The organism is Robertmurraya sp. FSL R5-0851 (assembly GCF_038002965.1).
Lineage (GTDB): Bacteria > Bacillota > Bacilli > Bacillales > Cytobacillaceae > Robertmurraya_A > Robertmurraya_A beringensis.
In genome coordinates, this window is record NZ_JBBOOE010000001.1 from 3,831,518 (window position 1) to 3,847,325 (window position 15,808).

Here is a 15,808-nt window from a genome sequence, read left to right on the forward strand (position 1 = left end):
TTTATTAAGAACCAGTTTTATAAACTAAAAATAACACCTTCCACTCCTTTAGTCAATCTACTTTTTTTATATTTACAAAAAATAAATAGACATTCACAAATGAATGCCTAAATAATCAACAACGCCGTACCAATTGTAATCAATACCGCCCCTACAATCGTATTTTTCGTAGGCTTTTCTTTTAAAATAAAAAAGCTTAGCACCATCGTGATTACCACACTGAACTTATCAATCGGAGTAACCACACTGACCTTCCCGAAGGCAAGTGCTGCAAAATAACAAAGCCAGGAGAAACCTGTTGCTGCTCCAGATAAAATCAAGAATAGGTACGATCGTTTTGAAATCTCTTTTAACTGACCACCCGTCTTTTGAAAGGAGACAATTCCCCATGCAAACAAAATGATAACTACGGTTCGGATAAAGGTCGCTACGTTGGAGTCCACATCCTCGATTCCGATCTTTGCTAAAATATTTGTCAAAGATGCAAAGATGGCTGAAAGCACCGCCAACCAAATATACGATTGACCTACTCGAACTTTTTTCTTTTCTTTATTTCTGCCAATTAACACAAAGGTCCCAACAGAGATAATCACTCCTCCTGCCACGACAAAAGTAGTCGCTGGCTCTTGGAGAACAATGAACGAAAGAATAATCGTTAACACGACACTTGCTTTATCAATGGGAACAACCTTGGATACATCACCAATTTGAATCGCTTTGAAAAAGCAAAGCCAGGATAGTCCTGTTGTTAGCCCGGACAGAACAAGGTAAAACAGTGCTACTCCGGACACCTCAAACAAAGCGTCTGTTTGCTTGGTGATGACAACCATAACAAATGCCATAATTAGTACGACTACTGTTCGTACAGCTGTGGCCAGGTTGGAGTTTACGTTTTCGATACCGATTTTGGCTAAGATAGCGGTTAATGCCGCAAATAAGGCAGCTAGTAAGGCTAAAATAATACTCATTTCATCAGCTCATTTTTGTTTATTTCACCTCTGTTAGAAGTGAAATCCATTTTTATATTTTGTTGAACTAAAGTAATTTTCTCAGTTTTAGGATTACAATTTAAAACTGTTTTCCGTACAAATCCATTACACATTTGCATTGAGAAAAGTGTATCATTTTGACTAGTTCTTAGTTCAATTCATGAATTAAGAAAAGAGAATTTGCTAATAGGCACTTTATGCTAAGATGGACGCAGCTTTCAGTACCATATTTCTTGGTATCCTTTTACGATATATTTGCTTTCCGATTTTATAAAGATAATCTATATCTTTATTTTCAATTGCCTTTAAATAATCCGGATCAAAATATCTTATAGAATTTTCGTTATTAATACTCTCTAATAGTTCTATACTATTTAAATAATACATTATTGTTGTTCTGATATCCTTTTCAGTCAATTTACCATTGAAAAGATTATATAAGCATGTTTTAAATGTATTTAATAACATCACACTAATTCCATTCATTTCTTGATGTTTAGAACTCTGAAAATAATTTTCTATAACATCTTTTTGGATTTGATAACAATTGATGGTATCGTGAAACAAGTAAGGCATGTATTTACTTGTAAATCCACCTCTTCGATAATAATATAGTGGACTGTCAATAACTTTTACACTTTTCGTTTGTAAAAGTATTTCTAGATTGTAAAATAGGTCATCACCTAAAAATTTTATTTTTTCTAGATACTTGCCATTAGTATAAAGTAATTCTTTTTTATATAGTTTTGCACATAAAGAAGATGGGAATGGGTGTCCCCATAAATAAGCCCTAATTAGGTGTGTAAATATTTCTTCACCTTTATACAACTTACTAGAGTTCAAATAAGTATTCTCAACTTTTTTCTTTACTCCTGCCAGTACACTATACATATTACAAACACAAATATCTGCATTACTTTCAATTAATTCCTTAATCATCCTCTCAATAATATTTTGTGATACCCAATCATCAGCATCTACAAACATAATGTAATCGTATAAAGCTGCATCTATACCTGTCTTTCTTGTAAGAATACTTCCTTCATTTTTTTTATTTATTACTCTAACTCTAGAATCCTTTTCCTCATAAATTTTGCAAATGTCTAAACTTGTATCTGTAGAACCATCATTTACCAAAATTAGTTCAAAATCCCTGTGAGTTTGATTTAAAATAGACTTGATACATTTGTGAAGTTTAATTCCAGCATTATAAACAGGAACAACCACGCTTATATACGTCATAAGCTCCCCCTTAATAGTTATAGTTCTTTAATAAGAACAAATTAATTATAAAATAAATAGAACTACTTTAAAAGGGCAATTAAATACTTATTAATGATTGTGAGCTTATATCATGTATAGCTAGTTTTCCATCCAACTTGCCTAATTAATATTAATCAGTAATTTGGAAGAATATCCTACTATTTCTTCATTTAACTCCTTCCACTTGATTTCGCCCCATTTCTTTCGCTCGATAAAGAGACAAATCTGCCTGTTCAATCAGTTGATTTAAAGTCTTTTCTTCCATTATTGTGTTTGTTACATACCCAATACTCACGGTGACAACCTGGGCAACAGGCGAGAAATCGTGTTCAAGCCTTAGTTCTTCCACAGAATTTCGAATCTCCTCAGCCAACCTGTGAACTGCTTTCTCGTCTAAATCAAAGACAGCCACAATAAACTCTTCTCCTCCGAACCTAGCAGCTATGCTTGATGGGGCATTAACGACCGTTGTTAAGACTTTTCCAACGGCTTGAATGACTTTGTCGCCTTGCAAATGTCCGTAATGATCGTAATATGGTTTGAACGCATCGATATCCATCATGAAAATAGATAGTCGTCTTTCCTGACGTGATTGGGCCAATGTACTTTCAATGTACTGGTGAAATCCTCTTCGATTCGATATGCCCGTTAGCTCGTCCAACATTGAAAGCTCTTTTAGCTTGGTATTCATCTTTTCATTTTCTTTTATTTTTTCAGCAAGTGAAGTGTTGGATTCTTTTAATAGTAGCTCACTAATATAATTGGTTGCATAACTTCTATATAGCATTCGAGAAGCAAGCCAACAGAAGAAAGAACACAGTTAAATTAATAAAATGACCCATGACAACGGTACTCGAAGGTTGTACGATTGGCAACCCCACTCCTATAACGAGAATCGCTGGTGTATATATGGTAAGCATGATTTTATTTGACGCATGAAACAAAATCGATACACACATAAAATTCACGACAAATGCCATGACATGACCGTACTCTCTTTGATCCACCAGTGTACAATTGCCCCCCAAACTAAAAACAGACTAACAAGACTTAATAACACAGGTTTTGCCCATTTACTGACTGAGTTTGAAGTTTGCCTCTCAAAGCAGCGTATTAACAAAAGCATCGTACTAGCCATTATGACTAAAGTGGTGTATAGAACAAAATATGTATTCCCATCTATTAATACTTGCTTCACTGCGAAAGTCTCAGCCATATTCATTACAAGTAAGATCGCTTCAAATAAGATCACAATTTTTGCGAATAGCTTACAGCGCTGGATATTTTCTTTAAAAAGGTGTTTCTCTAATAATTCTTTCTTCTCAGCAGGGATGACTGGTGTAAGGAGAGGATTTTTTGTTTTCATTTCACAACCTCATTTCGGTACTATTTACCTAGTATACAAAATAAGGGTGATGAAATATATTGTTTTCTTTTTAAAAAAGCTTGTGGAACATACCCACAAGCTTCCCTTTTAATCGTTGGATAAAGACATCGCAATTTCCGCCGTTCTTAAGTCCAGCTCAAGCTGTCTTTGAGTATCTTGCGGATGATAATATCCTTTTTCCATCATATATTTAGAAATTTTCCGATGAGCATCAATGGCATCCTCGAGTTGGTTGATTAAGGTTTGCCTGATTTCTGGAGTTGCGGTTTCTGTAATGGCAAGTGAATAATTTCTTACCGCTGTTTTTGATGCCATTAATAAATCGGTGGCAATGACCTGATCCGTTAATGGAGCCATGCCAGTAAGTTTTTCAATAAATCCGTTCATCGTTTCCTCCGTTATGTAAGATGTCTTTTTAAATCTTCAATATGCCTGGATGAAGCTGTTACATCCTCTTGCATTAATTCCTTTAAAGCTGGGTCAGTCACCAATGCTTGCATGACCGTTGATTTGGTTAAACACAAGCTTTTAAATGTTAACAGTTCGTGTAATTCAAGACTTTCGTGAATTCCGATATTGTCTATCATGCCCTTACCTCCTCTTATTGTTCAAGAGCTTCTGTTGCGTAAGCAATGTCCTTTTTTAACTGCTCTGGAATGTTGTACGCATCATAAATGCCTCTGTCTTGAAGGAATCCATATATTCTTTCATGATAGGCGATGGCGCTTCGTAATTCTTGTCGTATAAATGTATGTACCTCATCAGATGTAGCTTCTGTAATCGCTATGGAGAGGTCTTTTATCGATGCTGTTGTTTCAAACAGCATGTCTGTGGCAATCACATGGTCTGAAAAGCTTAAAGGTTTAACCTCCATACGATCCCTCCTACTGGTCCATTTTGGTTTGTGCTTTTGCTAAGATAGCTCTCAATTGGCTCACCGTGGATGTTCCTAGCCGAATGTTCTCTTCTACTAATTCTCTTAAATCCGGATTTTCCACTCGTTCGAGTCGAACTTTTGCCTCTGCTAAACACGCCACCTTAAAGCATTTAATTCTCTCAAGTCAATAATTTCATGAATTCCCAATTCATGACTCTCCATTTACCTCACCTCCATTTCTAGCTTTTGTTTGGACGCAGAATCATATCCAGAAATAACAATGTTTGAAGCGAGCGATGATGTAACAAAATAAGAACGCTCTAAAGGAGGATTTCCATGAAAAAAGTAAGCTGTGTAAGCGGAAAAACAAAAGAAAATGCACCAAAAGGGGATTTAAAATGGTGGCAGCTAAGCCTCATTGGAATCGGATGTACAATCGGGACTGGTTACTTTCTCGGTTCAGGTATCGGTGTAAAAATTACCGGCCCTGCGATCGTGTTTTCCTTTTTGTTAGCTGCAATTGGAACGTATGTGGTATATCATTTTTTAGCGATGATGACGACGGAAGATCCACAAGAAGGATCGTTCTGTTATTATGCTGGAAAAGCTTTTGGACGCTGGGGTGGATTTAGCTGTTTGATGGAATTACTGGATTTCGAAAATATTAATTATCGGAAGTCAGTTAACGGCACTAGCCATTCTTTCTCGATTTTGGTTCCCTAAGGTTCCACTTTGGGTATTTGCAGCAGGCTATGCCGTCCTTTCTATTATTGTTGTTTTTTTAGGAACAAAAGGGTTCGATAAGGTAGAAAATGTGTTAGCTGTTACAAAAACGGCAGCTATTCTTATGTTTATTGTTCTTGCCATTGCTGCTTTAGTTGGTTGGGTTCACGGAGGAGATACCCATCAACCAGGAATGCCAAACTCCCTTCATGACCTATTTCCAAAAGGTGGACTGGCGTTTTGGTCTTCCCTTCTTTATGCATTTTATGCGTTTGGCGGAATTGAAGCGATTGGATTATTATCGATGCAGCTCGAGAATAAAGAGGATGCTCCCAAAGCAGGACAAATCATGCTGATCGTACTAACGATTATCTACGCGATTTCTATGGGCCTTGTTGTCACCATGGTGTCTTATGAGGCCATTGATGAAAAAGAAAGTCCGTTTGTCACTGCCTTATCTCATTACAAGCTGCCATTTTTTCCGCATGTATTTAATGCAGCCATTATAACGGCCGGTTTTTCCACGATGACGGCCTCGTTATTTACGGTAACCAACTTGTTAAAAACATTAGCCAAAGATAAAGATGCTCCAGCTATATTTGAAAAAGAAAAGAAGCTTTTTTTCGGAAAAGAAGTTCCGCTTCCTTCATTAGGATTGGCTACGCTAGGGTTATCGGCCTCAGTGGTTGCGGCCTTGCTTTTACCAGGAAAAATTTATGCGTATATCACGACAGCAGCTGGAATTTTACAAATGTATAATTGGGCCTTCATTATCCTCTCTGCCTTAAAAATCCTAAAGCTCAAGGCTTGGGATAAAACACTATGTATCCTCGGATTGATTTTACTAGCTGCTGCAGTCTCAGGAACCATATTTGAAAAAAGTATTCGACTTGGATTCTTCATCAGTTTGATCTTTGTTGCTCTGATAGCTCTTGTCACGTTTATTATGACTCGAGTATGGAAAAAGGCAAAAACAGCTTAATAAAAACCACCCGTGATAACGGGTGGTTTTCTCTGCGGCTGAAAGCCTTTGTTACTGACCAAACCCTAAAGGGCTACTGAAGGGTTCGCCAAGTGTACTACTTCTACTGGCCAGACCTCAAAGGCCTTCTTCCCTTTTAACCTCGTTTCTTTTTCCTTACTTCTTCACCCGTGAATGGATCAATGTATTCCATCATTGTTAATTGTTCTGCGACTATATCATCTTGTATTTGATTACGTATATATTCTTCTATTACCTTTTTATTTCTTCCAACTGTATCTACATAATATCCTGTGCACCAAAATTTACGATTACCGTACTTGTATTTCAGGTTTGCATGTCGGTCAAATATCATTAAACTACTCTTTCCCTTTAAATAACCTACAAATGCAGATACACTTAGTTTTGGTGGGATGCTCACTAACATATGTACATGATCCTTACATGCTGTAGCTTCAATAATCTCTACACCTTTTCTTTCACATAATGTGCGTAGTATTTCTCCAATATCCTTTTTGATTTTCCCATAGATAATCTGTCTTCTATACTTTGGTGCAAAGACGATGTGATACTTACAATTCCAGGTAGTGTGTGCTAAACTATTATTGTCTTTAGACATGGGACTTCCTCCGTGCTGGTATTTTGGTTGGCGAACCAAAAATATTTTAGCACCATGGGGAAGTTTTTTTAATACCACGCTGAAAGCTTTTTGGAACCCCGGGCCTAGCCCGGGGTTTTCGTTTCCATAAAAAAAGTCCCAATAAGGGCAAACTTATTGGGACTTCGTCTGCTACAGTAGTTGAATATTCGCCTCTCTGCAAGTTTGTAAAATCTCCTCATTCCATATGGACACTTGAACCTCGCCAATATGTGCTTTTTGCAGGAAAAACATGCATAATCTTGATTGGCCAATTCCTCCCCCAATGGTGTAAGGAACTTCTTTATTTAAAATAGCTTGGTGAAATTCTAATTGTACGCGGTCTTCAGCAACCGCTAGTTTTAACTGTTTTTGAAGGGTTTCTTCATCTACTCGTATCCCCATAGAAGAAACTTCAAAAGCCATTTCAAGGGTAGGATTCCAAAGGACTATATCTCCATTCAAAGTCCAATCATCATAATCAGGTGAACGACCGTCATGCTTGTTACCTGACTTCAACTCACCCCCAATTTGAGAGATAAAGACAGCGCCATATTCCTTAGCAACCTTATCTTCTCTTTGCTTCGGTGTTAACTCTGGATATTGATCTTCGAGTTCCTGTGTAGTGACAAAATGAATATTCATCGGAAGTGAGGGTTTTAGTTCTGGGAAAAAGTCATTAAGGTAAATCTCAGTCGAACGAAGCACATTATAAATTTTTCGAACTTCTGCCTTTAATGTTTGGACATTGCGTTGTTCTTTTGTAATGACCTTTTCCCAGTCCCATTGGTCCACATATAGGGAATGAAGATTGCTTAGGATTTCGTCGCGGCGTATGGCATTCATATCCGTATACAATCCCTTTCCTAAACCAATTCCGTACTTCGCTAGAGCGAGTCGTTTCCACTTGGCTAAAGATTGTACGACTTGGATTTGGGTGTCTTTTATATCTAAAGCATCAAAGGAAACAATACGTTCCACACCATTTAGGTTGTCATTAATCCCATTGCCTTCTTTTACAAGGATTGGCGCTGAAACGCGTATTAGATTCAGCTCTTCTGCCAAATTGCTCTCAAAATAATCCTTCACTTTCTTAATCGCTTGTTCTGTTTGTAATAAATCAAGCTTTGATTTATACCCTACAGGGATTTTCCTTATCACTTCACATCACCTATTTCTACCATAATATCCGCCTCTTTCACTTTAAACGGTTGAAGAACACACACTCACGTACAGTGTATGAACCGGATAAAGGGTGGTGAATGTCCCGTTTATTGTTTCTTTTTGGACCATATGGAAAACTTTGCATACCCCACCTTAAAATGGACATTCTATGACAGTAATAATTATTAGGAGGTTATCTTTTTGGCAGAGAACAAAGATAAAAATGCTTCAAACGGACAAGATGAGAACCGTGAGACGTTAACCACACGTCAGGGCCATCCTGTGCCAGATAATCAAAATATCCGTACAATTGGAAACCGTGGACCCGCTACACTTGAGAATTATCACTTTATTGAAAAAATATCGCACTTTGATCGCGAAGAGATACCGGAGCGTGTGGTTCACGCACGTGGTTCTGGAGCATTTGGGTATTTTGAAACGTATGGAAAAGTGGGAGATGAACCCGTAGAAAAGTATACGCGCGCCAAAGTATTTTCTGGGGCTGGGAAGAAAACACCATTAATGGTTCGTTTCTCTACAGTGGCAGGAGCGAAGGATTCACCGGAAACTGCACGTGACCCGCGTGGCTTCGCTGTGAAAATGTATACAGAAGACGGTAACTGGGATCTTGTTGGGAACAACCTGAAAATTTTCTTTATTCGTGATGCGATGAAGTTCCCTGATATGATTCACGCTTTTAAAGCAGATCCTGCTTCCAATGTTCCGAATCCACAGCGGATGTTTGATTTTGTTTCCCGTACACCTGAGGCGACACATATGATTACCTTCCTCTTCTCTCCATGGGGAATTCCTGCTACCTATCGTCATATGCAGGGTTCTGGTGTGAACACTTATAAATGGGTGAATGCCGAGGGTGAGGCTGTGTTGGTAAAATATCACTGGGAGCCGAAGCAAGGAATCCGAAATTTAACACAGGATGAGGCTAACGAAATCCAAGCTAAGAACGTCGGTCATGCGACACAAGATTTATATGAAGCCATTGAGCGCGGGGAGTTTCCAGAATGGGAGCTTTTTGTTCAGATCATGGAAGATGATTACCATCCAGAACTCGATTTTGATCCGCTCGATGATACAAAACTATGGCCAGAAGATCAGTTCCCATGGTTACCGGTAGGTCGGATGGTTCTTGATCGCAATCCAGTGGATTTTCATGCGGAGATTGAGCAAGCTGCTTTCGGTACAGGAGTTCTTGTTGATGGAATGGACTTTTCGGATGATAAAATGTTGCAAGGTCGTACCTTTTCATACTCCGATACGCAACGTTACCGTGTTGGAGCAAACTATTTAAAGTTGCCTGTTAATGCGCCCAAAGCACCTGTCCACACCAATCAGCAACGCGGGCAAATGGATGTACGTGATCCAAAAGAATCAGGGGAAAATCCACATATTAACTATGAGCCATCGATGCTCGGCGGTTTTAAAGAAGCAAGTAGGGAAGGTCGTGCACCACACCATCCAACGTACAATGCAGCAGCCATGAGTGCGCCAATTGATCGACCTAACAACTATGGGCAGGCAGGTCACACCTACCGAAGCTTGGAAGATTGGGAGCGCGATGAATTAATTAAAAACCTATCCGACGCACTTGCCGTATGCGACCCAAAAATTCAAGATGCCATGATTGAACACTTCACACAAGCCGATGAAGAGTATGGTCGCCGTGTGAGAGAAGGTCTTCAAATGAAAATGAAAGAAATGGAAGGTATGAAAACAGGGGATGTTCCAGGTCGTGAATCCGGTCAATCAAAATATGGACAAGGTACATTAGCTGCGAATGAAGCAACAGAAGAAGCGGTAAAGAAAAGCCACGAAGCTGATCCTTATTAATGATTATGGAGTAATGAGTGTTGATAAGGTGATCTTTATTAGTTATAGAGAGGCGAGCTGCACGAGGTGTGGCTCGTTTTTTGTTGATCGGGGACCGCTGTTTTTCGGAGGTCGCTGATATATCGTGGAAAGTCGCTGATATATTTGATATGGCGCCGATATATTGCGGAAGTTGCTGATATATTTGATATGGCGCCGATATATCGCGGAAGTCGCCATATATTTGATATGGCGCCAAAAAATGAGAGAGAAAGCTGAATGGATCCAGGGAGTTCACCGATATAACACTGAAACTCGCGGATACAACACCGAAACTCGCGGATACAACACTGAAACTCGCGGATACAACACTGAAACTCGCGGATAGAACACCGAAACTCACGGATACAACACCCAATCTCGCAGATCCCCCACTCACCACACCCCTCTCTCCCCCATTTTGTTACAAAATGCCATGAAATCCCATCCATATTCAGCTATAATAAAACTATATGCTTGTCTTCTATTGAATTTACCTTAGGATGTGTAAAAGAAATGAGCCATTATTCTGCTACGAATATAAAGATTAGTAACCTATCTATTTTTAAAGGGTATCAAGTGCTTTTTGAAGTGAAAGGACAGACTTATCAAATGCTAGTAGGGGGAGATCAATTCGGCTTTCCTATGAACATTATTCATCATTTTAAAGAAGATGGTAAATGTCCAGTTTGCGATAAGTATACATGGGCCTATCCAATGGGACAGCAGCCATGTTCGGCATTGTTGCGAGACAAAATGATGCTATTTGATCTATTCCAAAGAAAATTCCAGGCAAAATAATAAAGAAACCATTCAATTTGAATGGTTTCTTTTCTTATCTTGGCTCATAAATATCCCAGGCAACCTTTAAAGAATCGACGATATATTCCGCAATTTCCTCTGCATCCTGTGTATCGGTTTTTACCCTTGAATGGTGGTATTGATAGATCTCTTGTCTACTATTAAAAAGCTCCAAAATTTCATCAATATTTCGACCTTGAAGAACGGGTCTTGAATCAATAATTAAACTAATACGATCCTTCCAATATTCCCACGATAGGTCTAGGAAAAACACGATACAATTTTTCGTGCACGCTTCCCTTATATCTTCTTGAAGAAATGCACCGCCGCCTAAAGAAAGTACTGAAAGCTTCTTCTTGCTTAATTCAGTAATCACTTCTTTTTCTTTTTCACGGAAGGCTTTTTCCCCAATTTGCTTAAAAATTTCTGAAGTTGGTGCACCGTATTCTTCTTCGATCACTTGATCGATATCTATAAAATCACGATAAAGCTTTTTAGCTACTAATTTTCCAATGGTTGTTTTCCCCACACCCATAAAGCCGATAAATACGATACTTTTTTCTCTTAATGGAACTTCTCTTAAAGTCACTTTCATCACTCCAACGTTCACTCCAATACTTAACCGGTCGAAAGTATATTATATTCTACCATGTTATCACTTTTTCGCATTTGTTCCAAAATAAATTTCTGAGAATTCATGTTTTTTTATCACCATTTGACCAACTTTATGATACTATACATACATGAACATATGCTCATATGTTAAATTACTGATTAAAGGAGCTAGATGATGGAACGTACGGATCATTCTTTTCTTAACCAAACTACAGCGGATGAAGCAGCAAGGATATTTAAAGCACTAGCTGATCCAACAAGAATAAAAATTTTATACTTACTCTCCCAAGAGGAATGTTCTGTGAGTCATATTACGGAAGTACTGGAGATGACTCAATCGGCCGTTTCCCATCAACTAAGCACGCTGAGAAAGCTTCGTTTAGTCAAATATCGCCGGGAAGGAAGTACCTTGTACTATTCATACGATGACGAACATGTTATCACGATTCTTCAGCAAGTCCTTTCCCATATTAATTGTAATTAGGAGGAATTCACATGGGTCATCACCATCATCATCACGGTCATGGTCATCATCATCACCATCATGCTCATGACCATTGCCATGATCATTTTGATTCGCAGCGGGAAGGAAACAAAAAGGGGTTACTAATTGCTTTATTAGTTACAACGGGAATTATGTTCGCTGAGTTTTTTGGAGGATTAATGACCAATAGTCTTGCACTATTATCAGATGCGGGGCATATGCTTAGTGATGCGAGCTCTTTATTGCTTAGTTTGGTAGCTCTTTGGATTGCTTCTCGTCCAGCTACTCCAAAGAAAACCTTTGGATTTTACCGGTTTGAAGTATTAGCCGCTCTGTTTAATGGTGTCACTCTATTTGTGATTGCTGGTTTTATCGTCTGGGAAGCATTTGAACGGTTTATGGAACCTCCGACCGTTGCCAGCGGAACGATGATCCTGATTGCTTGTATTGGTCTTGGAGCCAATTTAATTAGCGCTTGGTCTTTATTACGAAATGGTGATGTGAAAGATAATGTGAACGTGAGAAGTGCCTATTTACACGTATTAGGAGATGCGTTAGGCTCGGTTGGAGCAATTATTGCTGGAATCGTCATGCTGCTGTTCGGATGGTATATCGCGGATCCTATTATTTCTGTCATTGTCGCTTTATTAATTTTACGTAGTGCATGGGGTGTCATTTCTCATTCTCTTCATATACTAATGGAGGGAACACCATCATCTGTGAATCAAGAGGATGTAAAAAAAGCTCTTGAATCCATACATGGTGTGATCGATGTACATGATCTCCATATTTGGACGATCACATCTGGACTTCACTCTCTTACTTGTCATTTACTGGTGAAAGAGGAACACCATTCACAAACGATTTTACAAGAGGCGGTTAGGACACTAAGCAGTCGATTCCATATTGACCATTCTACGATACAAATTGAAACATCAACCGATTTACATCAAGCACTAAAAATATAAAAAAAGTGCTCCCTTTCTAAATAGGGAGCACCTTGCATATCTTAGTGAGAACCAGCTTTTTTTAGTTCAAATGTTTCTTCGTTCTGAGCTGCAAGCTGTTTCTTTTTCACGGTCATACGACCTGCTAATAAAACAGCAGCAATGACTAGGATCTCAAAACCATACTTGATAAATCCGTTAGCAAAAATTCCATTTAAGAATCCTTCCCCAACGATCATTTTTGCAGCGGTCCAAGCTAAGATCGCAGAACCGATTGTAACAATAACTGGGTAACGCTCGATCCATTTAATAATCATCGTGCTACCCCACATTACTACTGGTACGGAAATCAATAATCCGATAATAACAAGAGTCATATTACCGTGAGATGCACCAGCAATCGCAAGAACGTTATCTAATCCCATTAATGCATCCGCAATAATAACTGTACGAATCGCTGCCCAAAAATTATCTCCAGCTTTTACGTCCCCATGGCTATCATCATCTGTCAATAACTTATAAGCGATCCAAACAAGTAATAGTCCACCTACTAGGTGTAAACCAGGGACCTTCAGTAACCAAACAACAGCAAGTGTTGCGACTACACGAATGACAATCGCTCCGATTGAGCCCCAAAAAATTACTTTTTTCTGCTGTTCTTTTGGAAGATTTCTAGCTGCTAATCCAATAAGGATGGCATTATCACCGGCAAGAACTAAGTCAATAGCAATAATGGTAAGTAGTGCGGTTAAAAATTCTAGTTCCATACATGATTCCCTCCTAAAAATTAAGTTCTTATCGATTTTTTTGCCCACAAAATAAAGAGACCTTGCCATTGTAGGCAAAGGTCTCGCTAAGCACAAGTAAAATGCCAACAAAGCCGATGGATTTGACTCCATGTAATGACGACTTTGTTTCAGGAAAAATCCTGACGCTACTCCCCTTTACTGAGAAAGGAAAACCGATAATATTCTTTTGTACTATACTACAACTATAGTCAAAACAAAATGATTATATGACTATATTACATAAATTTATTACTATATGCAACTATAAAACTTGTAACATTTTCCCTTTTATAATAATTGGATGCCTTCTGGGAGGACCACCGCTTTTAAAAGATCCACCTCTTCTATGCGTTTGTACGTATAGGAAGAACCATTTAAAATGGCTGTATCTAAATAAGCTGGGTGTGTCATCACTTCAACTTTTGTTGGTTGGCTGAATCGTTCCCCAAGCTTGTTGAAATAATCTGCTTCCAATCCATCTCCATAAAAATCAAATAGCGCCACATCTGAGAATGGCTCCACTCCTTGAATTTGCTCTAATCCATTTGTTCTAACCGGTAAGTTGTATTTTTTAGATAAACGTTGAACAACCGGTAATAACTCCCCAATCGTATGAACATGGTGATGACTATCCATATGTGTAAGGGGAACACCTGAGCTCAAAAACTTTTCAATTTGAGCGGTCCATTCTCTTTCCACCTCTTCAAGACGTACAGTCTCTTTTTTCGAGTGGAGCTCTGACAGGGAATGAAAGAATCCCTCTTCATTCGTAAGTGAAGAAACATCTTGTAAAAGAGGCTTTCCACATGTAAGAACAAGATGAATCCCGACTTGAAGGCTTGGATGCTCTTTTGCAAGCTGAATGGCATGCTTCGTTCCTTCCATATTCATCATCATTGTGGCGGAGTTCACAATTCCATTCAGATGTGTGTCAATAATTCCATAATTCACTCCAGAACTAAAACCAAAATCGTCTGCGTTAACAATTAATTGAATCATGTACATTCTCCTTATTTTAAAGTAAATTGCGGCAAATGCTCTTTATGCGCTTCTAACATTTCATTGAGAATCGTCTTCGCTGTTTGATCACTTGGAATAAACGGGTTCATCGTCATCGCTAGAAGCGCTGTGTTGTAGTTTCCTGTTACCGCTGCTTCTATGGCAACCTCTTCAAAAGATTTCATATACCCAACCAGTCCTCTTACCGCTACAGGTAGCTCTCCTACGCTAATTGGCTTCGGACCGTCCTTTGTAATGACACAACTTACTTCTACAGCGGCTTGCGCCGGCAGATTGGAGATCGTCCCGTTATTTCTTGTATTCACTGCTTGGATATCTCGCTTATCTGTATACATCGAGTGAATCAATCGAACGGCTGCATCACTGTAATAAGCTCCACCTCTTTTTTCTAGCTGTGGTGGCTTAATGTCTAGAGTAGGGTCCTTGTACAGCTCAAATAAATCATCCTCTAATCTTTTGACAACCTCCGCTCGAATATTTCCTTCACGGAATTTGTTGAGCTCCTCTTCTAGCATGTTACCAGACTTGTAATAATAATTATGGTATGGACATGGGAGAACATTTAATGCTTGTAAAAATTCTGGTTCCCATCCCATCGCATGGATATTTTGCATCGTAATGGCCTTGTTTGGGTCTGTTAAAAGAGAAATAACTTCTTTTTTCACCGATTTTCCATCAACAAAAACATCCAATCCATACACCAGATGATTTAATCCAGCAAAATCGATTCTTACGCGACTGTGGTCAACGTCCAATAATTTAGCAACTCCCATTTCCATTCCAATCGGAACATTACAAAGCCCTACCACTTTTATTTTCGTATGTTTCAGTACGGCCTCTGTTACCATACCAGCTGGGTTGGTAAAATTGATGAGCCACGCGTTCGGACAAAGTTCCTCCATCTCACGGCAGATATCAAGAATTACCGGGATGGTACGGAATGCTTTAAACAGGCCTCCTGGTCCGTTCGTTTCTTGTCCCAACACTCCATGCTTTAACGGGATGCTTTCGTCCAGTTTACGAGCCTCTAGCAATCCTACTCGCAACTGAGTGGTGACAAAGTCTGCTCCTTCTAATGCTTCTCTTCGATCGAGTGTTAAGTGAACCTTGATCGGAAGCCCTGATTTTTCTACCATTCGTTTGGCTAAGTTTCCAACAATATCAAGCTTTTCTTTTCCTGCCTCAATATCAACAAGCCATATTTCTCTTATTGGTAGTTCGTCATAATACTTAATAAATCCTTCAATTAATTCAGGCGTCTAGTA

At 38.8% G+C, this 15,808-nt stretch carries 18 protein-coding genes, 1 pseudogene and 1 riboswitch; of the genes and pseudogenes, 5 read left to right on the forward strand and 14 right to left on the reverse strand.

Features of this window, described 5'->3' with window-relative positions:
• Window positions 1-107: 107 nt before the first annotated feature.
• From MKX65_RS19620 to MKX65_RS19655, 8 genes are all read right to left on the reverse strand, one after another.
• Complete coding sequence (locus tag MKX65_RS19620) at window positions 108-968, reverse strand: EamA family transporter (protein WP_340905214.1); 861 nt, start codon at window positions 966-968, stop codon at window positions 108-110.
• Between the two features lie 216 nt (window positions 969-1,184).
• The gene (locus MKX65_RS19625) at window positions 1,185-2,231 is read right to left on the reverse strand and encodes a glycosyltransferase family 2 protein (protein ID WP_340905215.1); all 1,047 of its coding nucleotides are present in this window, start codon (window positions 2,229-2,231) and stop codon (window positions 1,185-1,187) included.
• A gap of 187 nt (window positions 2,232-2,418) precedes the next feature.
• Complete coding sequence (locus MKX65_RS19630; RefSeq protein ID WP_340905216.1) at window positions 2,419-3,039, reverse strand: GGDEF domain-containing protein; 621 nt, start codon at window positions 3,037-3,039, stop codon at window positions 2,419-2,421.
• A 177-nt stretch (window positions 3,040-3,216) separates the two neighbouring features.
• Window positions 3,217-3,618, reverse strand: coding sequence for a hypothetical protein (locus MKX65_RS19635; RefSeq protein WP_340905218.1), 402 nt, complete (start codon window positions 3,616-3,618; stop codon window positions 3,217-3,219).
• Between the two features lie 108 nt (window positions 3,619-3,726).
• Window positions 3,727-4,026, reverse strand: coding sequence for a spore coat protein (locus tag MKX65_RS19640; protein WP_340905219.1), 300 nt, complete (start codon window positions 4,024-4,026; stop codon window positions 3,727-3,729).
• A gap of 11 nt (window positions 4,027-4,037) precedes the next feature.
• Entirely contained in the window at window positions 4,038-4,226 is a 189-nt protein-coding gene (locus MKX65_RS19645) for a hypothetical protein (protein WP_340905220.1), read from the reverse strand.
• Between the two features lie 14 nt (window positions 4,227-4,240).
• Window positions 4,241-4,513: a spore coat protein gene (locus MKX65_RS19650; RefSeq protein ID WP_340905221.1), complete on the reverse strand. Its 273-nt coding sequence runs from the start codon at window positions 4,511-4,513 to the stop codon at window positions 4,241-4,243.
• A 10-nt stretch (window positions 4,514-4,523) separates the two neighbouring features.
• Window positions 4,524-4,676, reverse strand: coding sequence for a hypothetical protein (locus MKX65_RS19655; protein WP_340905222.1), 153 nt, complete (start codon window positions 4,674-4,676; stop codon window positions 4,524-4,526).
• Between the two features lie 176 nt (window positions 4,677-4,852).
• On the opposite strand from MKX65_RS19655, the pseudogene MKX65_RS19660 reads away from it, so the two are divergent.
• Window positions 4,853-6,221: pseudogene (locus MKX65_RS19660) on the forward strand (amino acid permease).
• Window positions 6,222-6,357: 136 nt separating this feature from the next.
• Here the strand turns inward: MKX65_RS19660 and tnpA are convergent.
• Both tnpA and asnA read right to left on the reverse strand, forming a co-directional pair.
• Window positions 6,358-6,840 (reverse strand): IS200/IS605 family transposase, encoded by a 483-nt coding sequence (gene tnpA, locus MKX65_RS19665; protein WP_160549971.1) that lies wholly within the window; start codon window positions 6,838-6,840, stop codon window positions 6,358-6,360.
• Between the two features lie 171 nt (window positions 6,841-7,011).
• Entirely contained in the window at window positions 7,012-8,016 is a 1,005-nt protein-coding gene (gene asnA, locus MKX65_RS19670) for an aspartate--ammonia ligase (protein WP_340906325.1), read from the reverse strand.
• Window positions 8,017-8,223: 207 nt separating this feature from the next.
• On the opposite strand from asnA, the gene MKX65_RS19675 reads away from it, so the two are divergent.
• Both MKX65_RS19675 and MKX65_RS19680 read left to right on the forward strand, forming a co-directional pair.
• Complete coding sequence (locus MKX65_RS19675; RefSeq protein WP_340905223.1) at window positions 8,224-9,870, forward strand: catalase; 1,647 nt, start codon at window positions 8,224-8,226, stop codon at window positions 9,868-9,870.
• Window positions 9,871-10,404: 534 nt separating this feature from the next.
• A complete protein-coding gene (locus MKX65_RS19680; RefSeq protein ID WP_340905224.1) occupies window positions 10,405-10,689 on the forward strand; it encodes a hypothetical protein in 285 nt (94 codons plus the stop codon).
• A gap of 34 nt (window positions 10,690-10,723) precedes the next feature.
• On the opposite strand, the gene MKX65_RS19685 is transcribed toward MKX65_RS19680, so the two are convergent.
• Entirely contained in the window at window positions 10,724-11,284 is a 561-nt protein-coding gene (locus MKX65_RS19685) for a shikimate kinase (protein WP_340906326.1), read from the reverse strand.
• A 195-nt stretch (window positions 11,285-11,479) separates the two neighbouring features.
• Between MKX65_RS19685 and MKX65_RS19690 the strand changes: the two genes are divergently transcribed.
• Entirely contained in the window at window positions 11,480-11,788 is a 309-nt protein-coding gene (locus MKX65_RS19690) for an ArsR/SmtB family transcription factor (RefSeq protein WP_119709725.1), read from the forward strand.
• An 11-nt stretch (window positions 11,789-11,799) separates the two neighbouring features.
• Entirely contained in the window at window positions 11,800-12,756 is a 957-nt protein-coding gene (locus tag MKX65_RS19695) for a cation diffusion facilitator family transporter (RefSeq protein ID WP_340905225.1), read from the forward strand.
• Window positions 12,757-12,797: 41 nt separating this feature from the next.
• Here the strand turns inward: MKX65_RS19695 and MKX65_RS19700 are convergent, their stop codons facing one another.
• From MKX65_RS19700 to MKX65_RS19710, 3 genes are all read right to left on the reverse strand, one after another.
• Window positions 12,798-13,502 carry a TerC family protein gene (locus MKX65_RS19700; RefSeq protein WP_160546184.1) on the reverse strand — a complete coding sequence of 235 codons (705 nt, stop codon included), beginning with the start codon at window positions 13,500-13,502 and terminating at the stop codon, window positions 12,798-12,800.
• Window positions 13,503-13,532: 30 nt separating this feature from the next.
• Window positions 13,533-13,690, reverse strand: a riboswitch (yybP-ykoY riboswitch).
• Between the two features lie 121 nt (window positions 13,691-13,811).
• A complete protein-coding gene (chbG, locus tag MKX65_RS19705) occupies window positions 13,812-14,522 on the reverse strand; it encodes a chitin disaccharide deacetylase (RefSeq protein ID WP_340905227.1) in 711 nt (236 codons plus the stop codon).
• A gap of 11 nt (window positions 14,523-14,533) precedes the next feature.
• On the reverse strand, window positions 14,534-15,790 hold the full coding sequence (locus MKX65_RS19710; protein WP_340906327.1) for a 6-phospho-beta-glucosidase: 1,257 nt from the start codon (window positions 15,788-15,790) through the stop codon (window positions 14,534-14,536).
• Between the last annotated feature and the right edge of the window lie 18 nt (window positions 15,791-15,808).

Bases quoted from the DNA above. Each gene is read 5' to 3' on its own strand.
- chbG (WP_340905227.1), bottom strand. From the start codon at position 14,522: ATGATTCAATTAATTGTTAACGCAGACGATTTTGGTTTTAGTTCTGGA.
- MKX65_RS19645 (WP_340905220.1), bottom strand. From the start codon at position 4,226: ATGATAGACAATATCGGAATTCACGAAAGTCTTGAATTACACGAACTG.
- MKX65_RS19690 (WP_119709725.1), top strand. From the start codon at position 11,480: ATGGAACGTACGGATCATTCTTTTCTTAACCAAACTACAGCGGATGAA.
- MKX65_RS19620 (WP_340905214.1), bottom strand. From the start codon at position 968: ATGAGTATTATTTTAGCCTTACTAGCTGCCTTATTTGCGGCATTAACC.
- MKX65_RS19630 (WP_340905216.1), bottom strand. From the start codon at position 3,039: ATGCTATATAGAAGTTATGCAACCAATTATATTAGTGAGCTACTATTA.
- MKX65_RS19685 (WP_340906326.1), bottom strand. From the start codon at position 11,284: ATGAAAGTGACTTTAAGAGAAGTTCCATTAAGAGAAAAAAGTATCGTA.
- MKX65_RS19650 (WP_340905221.1), bottom strand. From the start codon at position 4,513: ATGGAGGTTAAACCTTTAAGCTTTTCAGACCATGTGATTGCCACAGAC.
- MKX65_RS19640 (WP_340905219.1), bottom strand. From the start codon at position 4,026: ATGAACGGATTTATTGAAAAACTTACTGGCATGGCTCCATTAACGGAT.
- MKX65_RS19695 (WP_340905225.1), top strand. From the start codon at position 11,800: ATGGGTCATCACCATCATCATCACGGTCATGGTCATCATCATCACCAT.
- MKX65_RS19625 (WP_340905215.1), bottom strand. From the start codon at position 2,231: ATGACGTATATAAGCGTGGTTGTTCCTGTTTATAATGCTGGAATTAAA.
- MKX65_RS19680 (WP_340905224.1), top strand. From the start codon at position 10,405: ATGAGCCATTATTCTGCTACGAATATAAAGATTAGTAACCTATCTATT.
- MKX65_RS19700 (WP_160546184.1), bottom strand. From the start codon at position 13,502: ATGGAACTAGAATTTTTAACCGCACTACTTACCATTATTGCTATTGAC.
- MKX65_RS19635 (WP_340905218.1), bottom strand. From the start codon at position 3,618: ATGAAAACAAAAAATCCTCTCCTTACACCAGTCATCCCTGCTGAGAAG.
- tnpA (WP_160549971.1), bottom strand. From the start codon at position 6,840: ATGTCTAAAGACAATAATAGTTTAGCACACACTACCTGGAATTGTAAG.